Here is a 17,401-nt window from a genome sequence, read left to right on the forward strand (position 1 = left end):
TCGCGCTTGATTACTCTCATTGTCAATCGTCATAAAGTTCTTTGCAAACTCTTTATAATTAAAAAAACATAATATCCTTATGCTTCTTCAATAGACCAATTTCCTGAGATAAATTCTCAACGTGCGGTTAACAACGCCGGTATCTTATATGTCGCATACAATGCCAACATAAAAAATACAAAAAAATATATCTTCTATTCAATTTTCAAAAAACTCTTGCTCCAAAAAATCAGAACAAAATTCCATAATTACGCCAATGGTGGAGCCGAGCGGAATCGAACCGCTGGCATCCTGCTTGCAAAGCAGGCGCTCTACCGACTGAGCTACGGCCCCCTGAACAAAAAGTGGTGGGCCCAGGTAGATTTGAACTACCGACCTCACCCTTATCAGGGGTGCACTCTAACCACCTGAGCTACGGGCCCTCAAAACCAAATATTAACGACCCCCCATCATCGCAAAAAATCCGAAAAGAAAGAGAAACATGGACGGCGATCCTTTTAAAAACGCTGCTTCACAACAGCAAATTTATATCAAGCTTAATTAAAAGCTTTAATCTTCAAAAAACGTTCAGATCACTCAATAAATTCAATGATACTCAACATCTTCCTTAGAAAGGAGGTGATCCAGCCGCAGGTTCCCCTACGGCTACCTTGTTACGACTTCACCCCAGTCGCTGACCCTACCGTGGCCGGCTGCCTCCTTGCGGTTAGCACACCGTCTTCAGGCAAAACCAACTCCCATGGTGTGACGGGCGGTGTGTACAAGGCCCGAGAACGTATTCACCGCGGCATGCTGATCCGCGATTACTAGCGATTCCGACTTCATGCACTCGAGTTGCAGAGTGCAATCCGAACTGAGATGGCTTTTGGGGATTAGCTCCGCCTCGCGACTTCGCAACCCATTGTAACCACCATTGTAGCACGTGTGTAGCCCAGCCCATAAGGGCCATGAGGACTTGACGTCATCCCCACCTTCCTCCGGCTTATCACCGGCAGTCCCTATAAAGTACCCAACATCTAGGTAAAAACCTAAACTTGATGGCAACTAGAGGCAGGGGTTGCGCTCGTTGCGGGACTTAACCCAACATCTCACGACACGAGCTGACGACAGCCATGCAGCACCTGTGTAAAGGTCTCCGAAAAGAAAATACCATCTCTGATATCGTCCTATACATGTCAAGGGCTGGTAAGGTTCTGCGCGTTGCATCGAATTAAACCACATGCTCCACCGCTTGTGCGGGCCCCCGTCAATTCCTTTGAGTTTTAATCTTGCGACCGTACTCCCCAGGCGGAGTGCTTAATGCGTTAGCTGCGCCACTGAATGGTAAACCACCCAACAGCTAGCACTCATCGTTTACGGCGTGGACTACCAGGGTATCTAATCCTGTTTGCTCCCCACGCTTTCGCGCCTCAGCGTCAGTATCAGGCCAGTGAGCCGCCTTCGCCACCGGTGTTCCTCCGAATATCTACGAATTTCACCTCTACACTCGGAATTCCACTCACCTCTCCTAAACTCTAGACAACCAGTATTAAAGGCAGTTCCAAGGTTGAGCCCTGGGATTTCACCTCTAACTTAATCGCCCGCCTACGCGCCCTTTACGCCCAGTTATTCCGAACAACGCTCGCCCCCTTCGTATTACCGCGGCTGCTGGCACGAAGTTAGCCGGGGCTTCTTCTCCGAATACCGTCATTATCTTCTCCGGCGAAAGAGCTTTACAACCCTAAGGCCTTCTTCACTCACGCGGCATGGCTGGATCAGGGTTGCCCCCATTGTCCAATATTCCCCACTGCTGCCTCCCGTAGGAGTCTGGGCCGTGTCTCAGTCCCAGTGTGGCTGATCGTCCTCTCAGACCAGCTATAGATCGTAGCCTTGGTAGGCTCTTACCCTACCAACTAGCTAATCCAACGCAGGCTCATCTCTCTCCAATAAAATCTTTCCCCCAATAGGGCGTATACGGTATTAGCACACGTTTCCATGCGTTATCCCGTAGAAAAAGGTAGATTCCTACGCGTTACTCACCCGTCTGCCGCTCGTATTCGCATACGCGCTCGACTTGCATGTGTTAGGCCTGCCGCCAGCGTTCGTTCTGAGCCAGGATCAAACTCTCATGTTCTTGCCAAAGGCACTGCCATGTAAAATCCAATGCTACAAACATCTTCCAACGTCATAACAACAGAAAAACATGAACAACGAACCTCTCACATCGTAATTAATAACATAATTACAAAAATAAAAAAAACCGCCGTCCACGTCTCCCTTTCTTCTCTCTATTCTATTCTCAAATAACGTCACCAGTACTAAACAGATCACATAACCAAGTCAACCAAAATTACTCAAAAAAAATACTCCAACCAATAATACTCAAAGCAGGAAGACAGACCTATAAAATAAAATGGTACATGTCCGTTTCAGATGGAAAATCTCCTATATGCAAACGCACGTATTCAGCATCAATCACAACGGTTTTTTCTTGCAGATCCGAAGCAGAAAAAGATATATCCTCTAAAACCCGCTCCATCACTGTTTGCAAACGGCGAGCTCCTATATCGCCAACAGTGCTATTCAAATTCACCGCGACATCAGCAAGCGCATCTATTGAATCCTCTGTAAAATCTAGAATTATACCTTCTGTTTTCATCAACTCTTTATACTGGAGTATAAGATTTGATTCCGTATCCGTTAAAATCAATCTAAAATCACTTTTATTTAAGGATTTCAGATGGACACGCACTGGAAATCTTCCCTGAATCTCAGGCAAAAGATCAGCTGGCCTAGAGACATGGAACGCTCCGGATGCAATAAAAAGAATATGGTCCGTATTAATGGATCCATATTTTGTTGAGACAGAAGATCCCTCTACTAACGGCAAAAGATCACGCTGCACTCCCTCACGAGAAACACCTATTCCATTCCCTGAGTCACGCGCGACTATTTTATCAAATTCATCTAAAAAAACAATTCCATAATTTTCAACCATTTGGATACTATCTCTATGGACTGTATCCATATCGATTAATCGATCAGATTCATCGCGCATAAGCTCTGGATAACACTTCTGAACAGACATACGTATCTTTTTCTTACGCCCACTTCCCATAACCTTGGAGAATAATTCTGAAAGATTGAGAATCCCTACACTAGCCCCTCCCGGTATATCAAAGTTTGAAATATCAGAAGATGTGTCTGCTACCTCTATATCAATTTCCTTGTCAGATATTTCCCCGTCACGTAATTTCTTGCGAAATACTTCTCTTGTATTAGATGTCGCTGTCTTTCCAACAAGAGCATCTAATATTCTTTCTTCTGCATTAATACTAGCTTGTTCTCGTACCTCATCACGTCTACTTTCACGAACTATATTAATTGCAACATCAACTAAATCTCGTATAATCTGCTCGACATTACGCCCAACATACCCAATCTCAGTAAATTTCGTTACTTCAACCTTGATAAAAGGGGCTCCTGCCAATCTTGCTAGGCGACGAGAAATAGCCGTTTTCCCAACACCAGTAGGACCAACAAGCAATATATTTTTTGGCATTAATTCGTCGCGTAAATCTGCTGGCAATTGCTGGCGTCGCCAACGGTTTCTCAACGCTATTGCCACAGCACGTTTAGCATCTTGTTGACCAATAATATAACGATCAAGTTCAGAAACAATTTCACGCGGAGAAAAATTAAATGTGAGCTTCATCTTTCCTATTCATCCCCTACTTTCAACGTCTCTAATACAATGTTATGATTTGTATAAACGCAAATATCAGCAGCAATAGACATAGCCTTACGAGCGATTTCCTCCGCACTGTTCTGAGTACTCATCAAGGCACGAGCCGCTGAAAGAGCATAAGACCCTCCAGATCCGATTGCCATTACCCCGTTTTCTGGCTCAAGCACATCTCCCATCCCTGTAATAACCAACGTTATTGTCTTATCAGCAATCAGTATCATTGCCTCAAGATTGCGCAAATACTTATCCATACGCCAATCTTTAGCCAACTCAACAGACGAACGCAAAAGTTGATTTGGATACTGTTCAAGTTTTTTTTCTAATCTTTCCAAAAGGGTAAACGCATCTGCAGAAGAACCCGCAAATCCCGCTATGATGTTGCCTTTACCTAAACGACGAACTTTACGAGCATTAGCCTTCATCACAGTTTGTCCAAGACTTACCTGCCCATCACCAGCAATCACAACAACTCCGTCTTTACGCACTGTCAAAATTGTCGTAGCATGCATTTTAACGGCATAATGCTTGTCACCCATTACAACCATAATTGCTCCATAATCCCATATTTGACTAAAAAATTTCTGCTATTATAGAATAGCATGATAAAAATAGCGTTATAAATTTGTGTCCTGAAATGCAATCCAAATAAAATTTTTATGTACATGTCATTATACATTATTTTAATAAAAATGCGGTCAAGTTATCAATGAAATTCCTATTAAAAACGATATATTTAAAAGGTCATATACCCAATCTTTTCAAGATATGCAGTCACGAGTAATTATATACATTTTATAAATGGATTATCTTTAAATATGCCAAACCATTGCTTTTATCATTTTTTTACATCGCATGAATGGGCAGTTCATTCGAAATTTTCATCCATCTTATCCAAAAAAATATCTAATCAATTACTTTCTTTTGATAGCCCAATTGATTCAACTGAAATATATAAAATATACTTCCCCCTATCACATTTGCTATTGATAAATGTAAATTCCGCTAAAATTACTTGCCATCAATATAACAAATTTTTGAACCTTAAAGAAGAATCTAAAATACCCTTTGTTGTGGGCATTACAGGGTCCGTTGCCGTAGGAAAATCTACCTTCGCTCGCATCCTATGTATTTTATTGCAACAAATTTCTAATTTCAAAGTTTCTCTTATCACTACAGATGGTTTTCTTTTTCCTAACGCTGTGCTTACAGCAAATAATCTTATGCAACGCAAAGGATTCCCTGAAAGTTATGATTCAAACAAACTCTTAACATTTCTTTCTGATGTAAAATCTGGGAAAAAAAAAGTTGCTGTTCCACGTTACTCACACTCGCAATACGATATTTTAGAAGGAGAGTACGACACAATAATTCAACCCGATATACTGTTAATTGAAGGAATTAATGTCTTACAACAAAATTCTTTATCTGATAATCAAAAAGCCACTCCTATGATCTCCGATTTCTTAGACTTTTCGATTTACATAGACGCTGATAAAAGAGATATCCACCGATGGTATCTCAATCGCTTTCTCAAACTACGAGAAACGGCATTTCTGAATCCAAGATCTTATTTTCATCACTTCACAGAAATAAGCGAAGAACAATCTTTAAAAATTGCGGAAACAGCGTGGAACAATATAAATTTACCTAACTTACAACACAATATTTTACCAACGCGTAAACGAGCCGATCTCATCCTATCAAAAGGAGAAGATCACTCTGTAAAAACCATTAAGATAAAAAAAATATAATCCCTTACAGAAGGACATCTAAAAAGAAAAAATATTTCTAAGAACAAGGATTCTCTGACCTTTAAATTCTCCTGAAAAAAATAATTGATTTAAAAAAAAACTATTTGTGTAACACACAACACTTTTCAACTCTTCGCTTTGTAAAAAATGAAATATACAAAAAGTTATTATATCATATTTTTATCTGTTTTTTTTCAGCGTTATTCTCAAACATCAACAATAATTCTCTCATCTTTTGATCATATGCTTCAACATCATTCCAAGAATCTCGAGGATTTAACAATTTTCTATCCACACCCTTAACTTCTAAAGGGACAGAAAAACCAAAATTCTCATCGACACGATATGGTACACTTTTAATGGAATTATCAAAAATTGCTTTCAACAACGCACGCGTCACACTTAATGGCATACGATAACCCTCGCCATATGAACCAGCAGTCCATCCAGTATTAACAAGCCAACAATCAACACAATATTTGACAATGTAATCTTTGAGGATGTTACCATATTGAACAGGATCTCTCGGCATAAACGGAGCTCCAAAACACGCTGAAAAAGTTGCTTCTGGTTTTAAAACCCCTTTCTCTGTCCCAGCCACTTTAGCAGTATAACCAGAAAGAAAATAATATACGGCTTTTTCAGGATTCAAATATGCAACCGGAGGCAAAACCCCAAATGCATCAGCAGCAAGCATAATCACATGTTTCGGATGCTTGCCTATAGATTGCGGCGCATGATTATGGATAAAATTAAGAGGATAAGCAGCCCGAGTATTTTCTGTAACAGAAGAATCTTTAAAATTAGGAATGCCACATTCATCGACAACTACATTTTCAAGCACCGTTCCAAAACGACAAGAGGCAGAAAAAATCTCCGGCTCTGTTTCTTTCGAAAGGTTAATGGACTTCGCATAACAACCGCCCTCAAAATTAAATACCCCCTCTTTACTCCAGCCATGTTCATCATCCCCTATAAGGAATCTGTCAACACTTGCTGATAAAGTCGTCTTTCCTGTGCCAGAAAGACCAAAAAATAATGCCACATCTTCCTTTTCTTTGTCCATATTAATGGAACAATGCATTGGCATAATCCCGCGCTCTGGAAAAATATGATTTAGATAAGTAAATACTGATTTTTTTATTTCTCCAGCATAAGAAGTGCCCCCTATTAATATCAAGCCTGCGGTCAAATCAACTGCTATGATTGTTTCTGAACAGCATCCATGTCTATTCGGATCAGCAGAAAAATCAGGCAACACTACAACCTGTAAACTCATCATGTTGGGCACAGCACCAAGATCTTCTTTATGCTTCAATAAATTCCGGATGAACAAAGAATGCCATGCATATTGCGTTACGACGCATACGGAAATCGCATTCTTTGTATGGGGACAAGCTACTAAATCCTGTAAGAATAAGTCCTTGTCCTTGATATAATCTAACATATCCGCTTTCAATGTATCAAAATCGGCAGGAGAGATATACTTGTTATTCTCCCAAAACACATCGTTCTCAGTATGACTATCACGCACAATAAATTTATCAAAAGCAGAACGACCTGTATGTTGCCCAGTTAATGCCCTCAAGGCTCCATCACAGGTGAGAATTGTTTTTTCACGGCGAATGGATTCTTCATACAACCTACTAGTGCTCAAATTACGATACACACGAGAAGATCCCTCCAAATCAAATTTTTCCATAAAACGCCTCTCCCCTCACCACCATTAATTTAAAATTCAACATAGCAAAATATTGTCATCTTCAACACGACTATCTTACTACTATCAACGAACCCCATCTTTGATTATTCTGATCCATAGTGCATCTCTGTGTATTATAGCCAATATTTTTTTACATAACAATTTCATGATAATATAATATTAGTTGGTATGTATTAATAATGTAAATGTTCATCAATGATAGTTCAAAAGAATCTCTACTCTCAAATGTTTTTGATAGTCTTCAACATCGTTAATTATCAAAATTATAATCATGCTTATCTCATATTTAAAACTCACCTGATTTTGCAACTTGCTTGTAATTATTTAATTAAAACATACTTATGCTAATATCTCTTATTCTTCTTCCCCCAAATGCTGATTTTGATTTGTAATTAACTTGAAGTATAGTAGACACTAGGATGGTTGCAAAAAACTCCAACCAGAGTACAAGAATCGCACGGTGAATGGGACTATAACAATAATGTTGAAATTAATAAAATTCCTTCATCAAAATAAGCTACAATCTACTCAAAAAGATAATATATTCTCTGCAATAGCCTCTTAGAAGAGTAATTATTAACCATAAAATGATGGCAGGCATGGCAACAATAGGCATTGGAAAAGGAATAGAGATTTGCACGTTGTTCTCTTGTAAGATAGCAGTATTTGGAACGATAGCTGGAATGCTCTTAACCACTATTATTCCCATAATCTTACTCATTAGACAAAGAAACAGTCTCGCTAAAAAGGTCAACGAAACGTACTCGTTCCTTTCTGAAATATGCGATCAATTATCAAAATACCACTCATTGTTAACGGAGAATAATTGTCTCACCATTGTTTGGGATGGAAAAGATGAGACACCCGAAATAATTGGACAATTACATCAAAGAATAGACATTCCTCAAACAGACACTGATCTTCTATCTTTTGAAAATTGGTTAAAGTTTCATCATTATATAAAACTATCTAAAGCAACTGAAAAACTTCGCAAAGAGGGACAAAGCTTTGATCTTGTCGCAGAAACCCAAAATGATTGCGCAATTAAAATAGAAGGAAGGGTATCAGGGAGCTGTGCTTTTCTTCGCATTTTATCACTTGATGGAATCTACTCTGAATTAGCAGAAACGACTTTGAAATGCAAAAAACTCAGTAATCATATTTCGGTTTTCAAAGTATTGTTTGATTCTCTTGATTTCTTAGTATGGCACCGCGATCAAGCAGGGGATATTCTTTGGGCTAATATTAGTTATAAAAAGAATACAGAAACAGAAGGAATCGTCTTTCAAAAAGCAATTGGTGAAAGTCGTAAACTATTCAAAGAAGAAATTAAAAAGAGAATGATTTCTTCTAGTGCTTTAGAAAAAAATTTTTGCGAAACTGTCTCTACATTGGAACATGGAAACAATAAATCTTATAAAATAGTGCGAGTATTAAATTCTTTCGGAGAAGCTGGTATTGCTATTGATGTATCCAAAGAAATAACTGTCAATGATCAATTGACTCATACATATGAAATACTCCATAACTTGACTGTTGCTATAGCCATATTTGATCAAAATCGATACTTACAGTTTCACAATCGATCTTTTGTGGAATTATGGGAAATAGATCTTGCATTTCTAGCAACTAATCCAAGTAATGATGAACTTCTCGAATTTTTGAGGTCTGCCAACAAATTGCCAGAACAGCTCAATTGGAAAACTTGGAAAGAAAATATTTTTTCTGTTTACAAATCTTCAGAAACCCATAAAGACACTTGGCATTTGCCTAATGGACAGACGTTGCACGTCATAGTTACCTCTAATCCACGAGGGGGTACAATTTGGATGTTTGAAAATTTGACAGTCCAAGTAGATCTAGAAACAAAATATAATACCCTCGTAAAAGTACAAGGAGAAACCATCGATCATCTCTCTGAAGGAGTCGCAGTTTTCGGACCAGATGGTAGAATTAAGTTATCAAATCCAGCTTTTAGATCTCTTTGGAAAACAGAAGAAAATCGATTATCTCCTGGAACACATATACGGAATATTGCAGCTACATGTTCAAGATATTACAATGAATCAGATGGCTGGGATCTTTTCGCTGCAATCATCACAAGTTTTGATGATGAAAGGAAATCCTTACAGGGAACGCTTGAACTTTTATCAGATTCAGTTCTTGAATATTCTATCATTCCATTACCGAATGCACAAACTATGTTAACCTTCGTCAATGTGACTGATTCAGTTCGGGCAGAGAGAGCTTTAACAGAGAAGAATGAGGCGCTACGCAAAGCAGATGAAATCAAAAATAGTTTTGTCCAACACGTATCATACGAGTTACGTTCTCCCTTAACGAATATTATTGGATTTACTGATTTGCTTAAAACATCTAAATTAGGCAGCTTGAATTCTAAACAATCTCAATACGTAGAGTATATATCTGCCTCATCAACAATTTTACTTAATCTGGTTAATGATATCCTTGATCTCGCCACTGTTGATGCTGGGATTATGAAACTAAATTACAGCACTATTGTTCTTAATGATCTTTTAAATGAGGTAAAGCAATCAATTGCCACCAAGATGCATGAAAATAATATAAGGATCAAAGTTATTTCTGATGGTAAACTAGGATCCTTCGTTGCTGATCGGCAGAGATTGCTTCAAATTTTTTCAAAAATCCTCAGCAATGCTATGGATTTCTCTTCTAAAGGATCTACTGTTATTTTAAAAGCTGCTCGCGACAATGGTGATTTTATTTTCTCTGTTAAGAATAATGGATCAAGTATCCCTGAAGATATGTGTAAAAGCGTATTTAATAGATTTGTCTCGAATGCACATCGTGGACAGCGTAGAGGAGTAGGATTAGGTTTGTCTATAGTCGAAAGCTTTATCAATCTTCATGGCGGACATGTATCAATTAGTAGTTCTGATGAAGGAGTTACCACAATCAATTGCCGAATTCCCTCAAAAGAGTAGAACGAAAATTGCTATGAATTTTTCCGAAAAACATTTAACAGTGATCCCTATTCCTAATGAAAAAAATACTATTTGCCTTGGTCGTCACTTAGCATCTATACTCAGGCTTGGAGATTGTCTCACCCTATCAGGAGATTTAGGATCAGGAAAAAGTTTCTTAGCACGTTCTATCATACGTTTTCTGATGCATGATGATGCATTAGAAGTATTAAGCCCTACTTTTACATTAGTCCAACTATATGATGCTAGCATACCAGTAGCTCATTTTGATTTCTATCGATTATCTAGTCATCAAGAGGTAGTTGAGTTAGGATTTGATGAAATTTTAAATGAAAGAATATGCATAATTGAATGGCCTGAGATAGGAAGAAGTTTGCTTCCAAAAAAATACATTGATATCCACCTTAGTCAGGGAAAAACCGGAAGAAAAGCCACTATTTCAGCTGAAAGATGGATCATATCTCATATTAATCAGATGAATCGCTCCACATCTCAACAATAGAATAATTCACTGAATTATATAGATTATGCACAATAAGAAACCGAATGTTTTTACTATTGCACCTTCTTCTCCTTTTTTTAGAGAGATGATCCCCGCTCTCTTAAATGGGACACTAGTAGAAAATTTTCGATATGATCCACTTAACCCTCTATTGTTAGCTTCAGTGACAATTTATGTGCCAACAAAACGTGCAATCCAAGAACTGCGTTCAGAATTTATTGAAATTACAGGGAAAAAATCTACAATTCTACCTATCATCAAATCACTTGGAGATGTTGTAGAAGAAAAATTTACAGCAGATCTTCTTCTATCATATAATCTAAATCCTCCTGTCTCTAATATACAACGCTTGTTAGAACTAGCACGCTTAATTCTCATTTGGCGCAATAAGTTGCCTGACATAATCAAAGATCTTTATCCTGAATCACCATTAAGCCTACCAATAAGTCCTGCTAATGCTATTTGGCTAGCAAAAAATTTAGCAGATATTATTGATATAATCGAAACAGAAGAAAAAAAATGGGAAGACTTGCATGCGCTTAAAAACGAGAAATATGGAATGTGGTGGTTACTTGCTGCAGATTTTTTAAAAATTGCTAGCAAATATTGGACAGAACGGCTTGTAGAGCTTAATGCTTCTTCTCCTGTCGGCTATCAAATAGCTCTCATGCGTGCTGAGGCAGAGCATCTTATGAAAGGGACAAAAGGTCCTATAATTATTGCAGGATCAACTGGTTCTATACCAGCAACCGCTAGATTAATGTCGACTGTAGCAAATCATCCCAATGGCGCAATAGTTTTACCAGGGCTAGATTGCCATATACCCACTGCTATATGGAATACTATTACGGAAAAATCTACCAATATCACAAGTTCAAATACGACATACTCAACACATCCACAATATTCTTTAGCAAAGCTTTTGGACTTTTTGGATATTAAACGTGAAGACGTCAAACGTTTAGGAAATGTTAGTAACGAGATGTATGGACGTTCAATGGTTATTTCCAAATCATTCTTACCTCCTGATACTTCCGATATGCGTAATACAGATATTTTAGAAAATAAAATACCAAATATTCAAAAATGTTTTTCTGATGTAGCATTAATTGAAGCAGATAATGAACGAGAAGAAGCAATTTCTATAGCCATAGCACTGCGAATGTCTCTTGATGAAAATAAAAAAAAATCTGCTTTAATAACCGCCGATCGAAACCTCGCCCGTCGTGTAAAATTAGAACTTACACGCTTTGGTATAAATATTGATATTTCTGCTGGGATTCCACTGTCAACTACATTACACAGCTCCATTCTTACATCGCTTTTAAATGCAATCTTTAAACTCAATGATTTCATGGCTATTGCTACTTTAGTTAAACATCCTCTGGCAAAATTTGGATTTCCTGAAAAATATTTATCAAGAGCAAAAAACGCACTTGAATTGGTTGCACTTCGAGGAAATAAAAATTCCTATGATATCATGGACTTAAAATCTCTAGTTCTTGATAGAATTGCTACCCAAAAAAACAACACACACGTCCCTCATTGGCAATCACGTCTTTCTGAAGAAGATAAAGAACTAGCTGTTTTACTCGTGGACCACATCCTACAGTGTATAACACCTTTGGTTACATATAAAACAAATAAAAACTCTACTTGCGGTAACTTGAGCATATCCGACTGGACAAAATTAACAGTGACTTGCTTGCAAAATGTGTGTCTTGATGAACACAGGAAACTACCAAATTTGTGGTTCGAAGAAGAAGGAAAAACTTTATCTTCGTTGTTCAGCAAAATTATTGAAACTGGTTCTTGTATAAAAGCAAACGCTATTGAGTGGATTGATATCATTACCAGACTTATTGATGGAGAAACCGTCAAGCCTAAAATAGAAAAATCATCTACTCTCTTCATACTTGGTACGTTGGAATCTAGGTTGTTGAATTTTGATACACTCATACTAGGAGGGCTCAATGAAGGGGTTTGGCCAAAAAACACCGCTAAAAACCCCTTCTTATCACGCGTGATGCAATCTGACTTAAACTTAAAAACAGCTGAAAAATACATAGGTCAAGCCGCACATGATTTTGAAATGGCTAATGGAACACGTCATCTCATATATACACGCTCTTTACGGGAAAATAATATTCCGACTATTGCATCCCGTTGGTTGCAACGACTTTTGGTTTTGGGAGGAACCGATTTTTTTGACAACCTAAAAAAAAGAGGTCAATGCTATCTAGATTGGACTAGGAAGTTAGATTACACAACAAAACAACCACATTATAAACGTCCAAAACCTTTTCCACCCTTAGAAGCACAACCTAGAACTTATTCTTTTTCAGAAATCAAACAACTTATAAATGATCCATATGCTGTCTATGCAAGGAGAATCCTAAAATTGGATTTTATTCCACACTTTAAAAAAGATCCTGATCGCACAGATCGTGGAACGCTTTTTCATAACATTATTACAGAGCTCATCAAAAAAAGAATTAATAAAAATACACCTGAAATTAATCATCTGATGAAACAGATCATTGACTCTCATTTTGAAAAAGAAAATTTACCTCCGCATATTGACATTATTTGGCGTCATCTTTTTCATAAAATATCTCACTCTTTTTTAGAGCATGAAGAAAAAATACAATCTTCAATAGAAAAAATTTTTGTTAATATTCCTGCTAAAATGGCAATAGAATCTATTGGAATTCATCTTACTGGTTTTGCTGACCGCATTGATCTATTAAAATCAGGATTTGTTGATATCACAGATTACAAAACTGGCGATAATCCAAAAAAAGAAACCGCTCAGAAACTGATTGATCCACAACTTTCATTAGAAGCAGCAGCTTTGAAAGCTGGATCTTTTTCTCAAATTGATTGTAGAAAAGTTGCAAACCTTTTTTACATAAGACTCAAACAAAAATTTAAAATTGATTGTATTACAAATGATAAAAAAAAATATTCTGCAGACGAACTTTCAGAAAAATCCCTCAAGAATTTAATCGAGATTGTAACATTATTACAAAATGGTGAACAACCCTTTATATCACATTTACGTCTTTCAGAAAAATCTAATATTCAGAGTGAATATGATCACCTTGCCCGCGTAGCAGAATGGAGAGAAGAATATGATATATCATAATTCATTCCAGGAGCATTCAGAAACCATAGATTTAATATCTCAAACAAAATCAGAACAGTTATTAGCATCCGACCCTACCCGTTCTGCATGGGTCTCTGCTAACGCTGGCTCTGGGAAAACCCATATTCTTGTTCAAAGGGTTTTGCGTCTTCTCCTTGCAAATGCTCATCCTTCTACTCTTTTATGCCTTACTCATACAAAAGCTGCTGCTGCAGAAATGTCGCATCGTGTTCTTGAAATAATTACTGCATGGTCTCATTTATCCGACGAAATTCTTTCTGCTGAAATCACAAAAATACAAGGTAAAAAACCAAATAAAAGTGATATGTCAAAAGCTCGGCACTTGCTTATCACGATCCTAGAAACTCCTGGTGGATTAAAAGTTCAAACGATCCACGCTTTTTGTGAAGCGATCATGCAACAATTTCCCTTAGAAGCCAATATTACGAGTCATTTTGCTATCGCAGACGAGGAGCAATCTAAAAAGCTAATAGAAGAAGCAAAAAAATCAACGCTTGCATCTATCATGCTAGACAATAACGAAGAGCTCAAAAAAGCTTTTTATGAAATACTTGAAATATCGAACGATGAAGATATAGAAACACTAATATCTGACATTATCAGTAACCGTACTGCTCTTAAACAATTTTTTTCTTTTTCTCATACTTATGGAGAAGAAAAATTATTGAAAAATCGCTTTGGTCTATCGCTTAATGAAAGCTATGAACTGATCTATAAGGATTTATGGCCTTTACCATACTTTCAAGTAAGTGATATCAACAAGTATGTTTCCCTATCTATGGAAACTGGCAACCCTACAATATTAAAAAAAGCACAAACACTTCAACAAGCATCTCAAACTCAATGTATTGAAGAGCGTTTTAGTCTTTTATCTTCTTTTTTTCTAACCCAAAAATTCACCCCTCAAAAGAATATTATAACACAAGAAATTAATAAGAAATCACCTGATTTAAAGGAAAAACTCAAAAAGTCACAAGACGAGTTTATCAAAATACGGGATCGTTTTAACACATATAAAATGTTTAAATCCACATTAGCATCATTAACATTAGCAAAATATCTCAATGCCCACTATGAAGAAGCTAAAAAAAAGAACTGTGTTCTTGATTTTGAAGATCTCATCATCAATACCAATGACCTTTTGAAAAAACGTGATGTAAGCGCATGGATACGCTATAAAATTGATCAAGAAATCAATCATATACTCATCGATGAAGTACAGGATACTAGTCTCATTCAATGGGAAGTAATTCGCTCTCTCACTGAAGATTTTTTTGTTGGCAAAAATACACATTCAAGTCCTCGTACATTATTCGCAGTAGGTGACGAAAAACAATCTATTTATTCTTTTCACGGGGCAGAACCCAAACGAGTTTTGCGTGAAAAACGAATCAATCAAAAACGGGCTACTAATGCAGGACAGAAATTTTCAATAATAGAGCTTCCTTTATCTTTTCGGTCAACTGCCGATATTCTAACGGTTGTGGACAAGGTATTTTCTATACCGGAAAACGCACAAGGACTCAGTGAAGATAGCACCACTACTATTAGGCATCGTTCTAGTCGCATTGGACAAGTTGGAACAGTACAACTCTGGGAACAAGTAGTCTCACAACACGATTCCCAATGCAATCCTCAACAGGAAAGTTGGACATCTTATTTTGATTCTCTTCCACAAGAATCTTCCGCTTCTATTCTAGCACGACGTATTGCCTATACTATTTCAAATATGATCGGTACTGATACTATCTTCAGTAACGGCAAAAAAAGGGTTATTCAAGCGAAAGATATCCTAGTACTAGTACGCAAGCGCAAGGATACGCCTCTTATCACATTTCTGACGCGATTTCTTAAAAACGATTACAAAATATCTGTTGTTGGCAATGATCGATTCATTCTGACAGATCATCTTGCTATAAAAGATTTAATGGCATTAGGACGTTTTATTTTATCACAAGAAGATGATCTATCTTTTGTCTGCATGCTCAAAAGCCCTCTCTTCAATTTTTCCGAGGATGATATATTTAAAATATGCACACAGCGCCATGAAACAGAAACTGTGTACGAATATATACAAAAATTTGCCAACTGCGGTATATCCAAATTCCAACATGTCATTAAGTATATTCACGAACTCATTCATATTGCTCAGTTTTGCTCTCCTCACGATTTTTTTACATTAATATTAGGAGCAAAGAAAGGAAGACAGCAATTCATTTCTCGTTTTGGAAATGAAGTTATTGATGTCCTTGATGAATTTCTTAACTTTACATTACGAAATGAACAAAACAGTTATTCTAGCCTACAGGAATTAATTTCAGAATTAGAACAGTATCCACCTACTATAAAAAGAGCACATAGTGCTAATCACAATGAAGTTCGAATTATGACCGTGCATACTGCGAAAGGATTAGAATCTCCTGTGGTTTTCCTTGTTGATACAGGATCACAAGTCTTTTCTCATAAGCATATTAAAAAAATGCATATTATGCCTTCTTTGAACGATGATCCTGGAATACCAATATGGATTCCACAATCAAAATCACGCAATAATATCGTTTCCGATCTAATTAAACATCTCAAAAAATCCACTCAAGAAGAATATAATCGTCTTTTATATGTTGGAATGACACGCGCTTCGGATCAGTTAATAATTTGCAAGCATTCAAATACTAGTAATGAGAAAAAATCGAATCAAAGAACTTGGTATGACATGGTCTATGATTCTTTCCATAACGATGAAAGAGTAAAAAAAATAAAGCTAACAAATTCTATAAATAAAGATGAATGGATAGCATATGAATGGAGTACTCATCACCCCGAAAACACCCCTCTTGAAAGGGAAGAAACGATAAAACAATTAATGGATGAGCAAAAAATCCCAAAAAAACTTTTTTCTCCTATTAAAAACGATATAAACGAACCGTATATTCTCAATCCTTCTACGATAGATACAAAAGGTAAAACGAATCTAGAATCATTATTATCTGATAATCAAACTTTCAATCGTGGATTGATTATCCATAAATTATTACAAGTGATTTTTACACTTCCTGAACACAAACGAAAAAATTTTATAACTTCATACTGTACAAAAAATGCGAAGTTATGGCCCGCAAAAGAGTATAAAAATTTATTGTTATCTATTACACGCCTTTTAGAGAATCCCATGATGACTACAGCTATGTCTTGTGATTCTTATTCAGAAGTTTCTGTATCTGGAAAAATAAATTGTCCAAAAAAGGATATTATAATCTCTGGACGTATTGATCAGATATCAATCTCGCAACAAAATATTTTTATTTTTGAATACAAAACTCATCATCATGTTCCTCAAGAAATTGAGCATATTCCATATACTCATATCGCACAACTTTCCATATATGAAAAAATACTCAAGGATTCATATCCTAATAAGTCCTTAGTATGTTTACTGATTTATGTTTCGGAGCCAAAAGTATTTATAATTCCTCAAAACAAATTAAATAAAGCTTTTGCAGAAATAAGTACAAAGATACCTTGATTCTTGATCAAATTAAGATTAGTAGACTGTCAAATTATTT

At 36.7% G+C, this 17,401-nt stretch carries 8 protein-coding genes, 2 tRNA genes and 2 rRNA genes (1 of these 12 running past the window's edge); 5 read left to right on the forward strand and 7 right to left on the reverse strand.

Annotated elements, in window-relative coordinates; all coding sequences use genetic code 11:
- The 6 genes from CD16_RS01860 to hslV form a co-directional block, all read right to left on the reverse strand.
- Window positions 1–12 (reverse strand): 23S ribosomal RNA (locus CD16_RS01860) (it extends 2,781 nt beyond the left edge of the window).
- 245 nt (window positions 13–257) lie between these two features.
- Window positions 258–333, reverse strand: a tRNA-Ala gene (locus CD16_RS01865).
- Window positions 334–345: 12 nt separating this feature from the next.
- Window positions 346–422, reverse strand: a tRNA-Ile gene (locus tag CD16_RS01870).
- 189 nt (window positions 423–611) lie between these two features.
- Window positions 612–2,113, reverse strand: a 16S ribosomal RNA gene (locus CD16_RS01875).
- The 16S and 23S rRNA genes sit together here with 2 tRNA genes alongside, the layout of an rRNA operon.
- Before the next feature lie 267 nt (window positions 2,114–2,380).
- Window positions 2,381–3,694: an ATP-dependent protease ATPase subunit HslU gene (gene hslU, locus CD16_RS01880; RefSeq protein ID WP_012778712.1), complete on the reverse strand. Its 1,314-nt coding sequence runs from the start codon at window positions 3,692–3,694 to the stop codon at window positions 2,381–2,383.
- Between the two features lie 5 nt (window positions 3,695–3,699).
- Window positions 3,700–4,272 (reverse strand): ATP-dependent protease subunit HslV, encoded by a 573-nt coding sequence (gene hslV, locus CD16_RS01885; RefSeq protein WP_012778713.1) that lies wholly within the window; start codon window positions 4,270–4,272, stop codon window positions 3,700–3,702.
- Between the two features lie 270 nt (window positions 4,273–4,542).
- Here hslV and coaA point away from each other — a divergent pair, with 270 nt between their 5' ends.
- Window positions 4,543–5,478 carry a type I pantothenate kinase gene (gene coaA / locus CD16_RS01890; RefSeq protein ID WP_012778714.1) on the forward strand — a complete coding sequence of 312 codons (936 nt, stop codon included), beginning with the start codon at window positions 4,543–4,545 and terminating at the stop codon, window positions 5,476–5,478.
- A 172-nt stretch (window positions 5,479–5,650) separates the two neighbouring features.
- Here coaA and CD16_RS01895 read toward each other — a convergent pair whose 3' ends face one another.
- A complete protein-coding gene (locus CD16_RS01895; protein ID WP_012778715.1) occupies window positions 5,651–7,180 on the reverse strand; it encodes a phosphoenolpyruvate carboxykinase (ATP) in 1,530 nt (509 codons plus the stop codon).
- 608 nt (window positions 7,181–7,788) lie between these two features.
- Here CD16_RS01895 and CD16_RS01900 point away from each other — a divergent pair.
- The 4 genes from CD16_RS01900 to addA are packed head-to-tail and all read left to right on the forward strand — an operon-like array spanning window position 7,789 to window position 17,361.
- Complete coding sequence (locus CD16_RS01900; protein ID WP_012778717.1) at window positions 7,789–10,167, forward strand: sensor histidine kinase; 2,379 nt, start codon at window positions 7,789–7,791, stop codon at window positions 10,165–10,167.
- 13 nt (window positions 10,168–10,180) lie between these two features.
- Window positions 10,181–10,669: a tRNA (adenosine(37)-N6)-threonylcarbamoyltransferase complex ATPase subunit type 1 TsaE gene (gene tsaE, locus CD16_RS01905; RefSeq protein ID WP_012778718.1), complete on the forward strand. Its 489-nt coding sequence runs from the start codon at window positions 10,181–10,183 to the stop codon at window positions 10,667–10,669.
- A gap of 25 nt (window positions 10,670–10,694) precedes the next feature.
- Window positions 10,695–13,817 carry a double-strand break repair protein AddB gene (addB, locus tag CD16_RS01910; RefSeq protein ID WP_012778719.1) on the forward strand — a complete coding sequence of 1,041 codons (3,123 nt, stop codon included), beginning with the start codon at window positions 10,695–10,697 and terminating at the stop codon, window positions 13,815–13,817.
- Window positions 13,804–17,361 (forward strand): double-strand break repair helicase AddA, encoded by a 3,558-nt coding sequence (gene addA / locus CD16_RS01915; protein WP_015452369.1) that lies wholly within the window; start codon window positions 13,804–13,806, stop codon window positions 17,359–17,361. Before addB ends, addA begins: the two co-directional genes overlap by 14 nt.
- The last annotated feature ends 40 nt before the right edge of the window (window positions 17,362–17,401 follow it).

Origin of the sequence: Candidatus Liberibacter asiaticus (genome assembly GCF_000590865.3) — a bacterium.
GTDB classification, from domain to species: Bacteria; Pseudomonadota; Alphaproteobacteria; order Rhizobiales; family Rhizobiaceae; genus Liberibacter; species Liberibacter asiaticus.

Excerpts from the sequence above, each read along its gene's own strand:
- hslU (WP_012778712.1), bottom strand. The coding sequence starts at position 3,694 with ATGAAGCTCACATTTAATTTTTCTCCGCGTGAAATTGTTTCTGAACTT.
- hslV (WP_012778713.1), bottom strand. The coding sequence starts at position 4,272 with ATGGTTGTAATGGGTGACAAGCATTATGCCGTTAAAATGCATGCTACG.
- coaA (WP_012778714.1), top strand. The coding sequence starts at position 4,543 with ATGCCAAACCATTGCTTTTATCATTTTTTTACATCGCATGAATGGGCA.
- CD16_RS01895 (WP_012778715.1), bottom strand. The coding sequence starts at position 7,180 with ATGGAAAAATTTGATTTGGAGGGATCTTCTCGTGTGTATCGTAATTTG.
- CD16_RS01900 (WP_012778717.1), top strand. The coding sequence starts at position 7,789 with ATGATGGCAGGCATGGCAACAATAGGCATTGGAAAAGGAATAGAGATT.
- tsaE (WP_012778718.1), top strand. The coding sequence starts at position 10,181 with ATGAATTTTTCCGAAAAACATTTAACAGTGATCCCTATTCCTAATGAA.
- addB (WP_012778719.1), top strand. The coding sequence starts at position 10,695 with ATGCACAATAAGAAACCGAATGTTTTTACTATTGCACCTTCTTCTCCT.
- addA (WP_015452369.1), top strand. The coding sequence starts at position 13,804 with ATGATATATCATAATTCATTCCAGGAGCATTCAGAAACCATAGATTTA.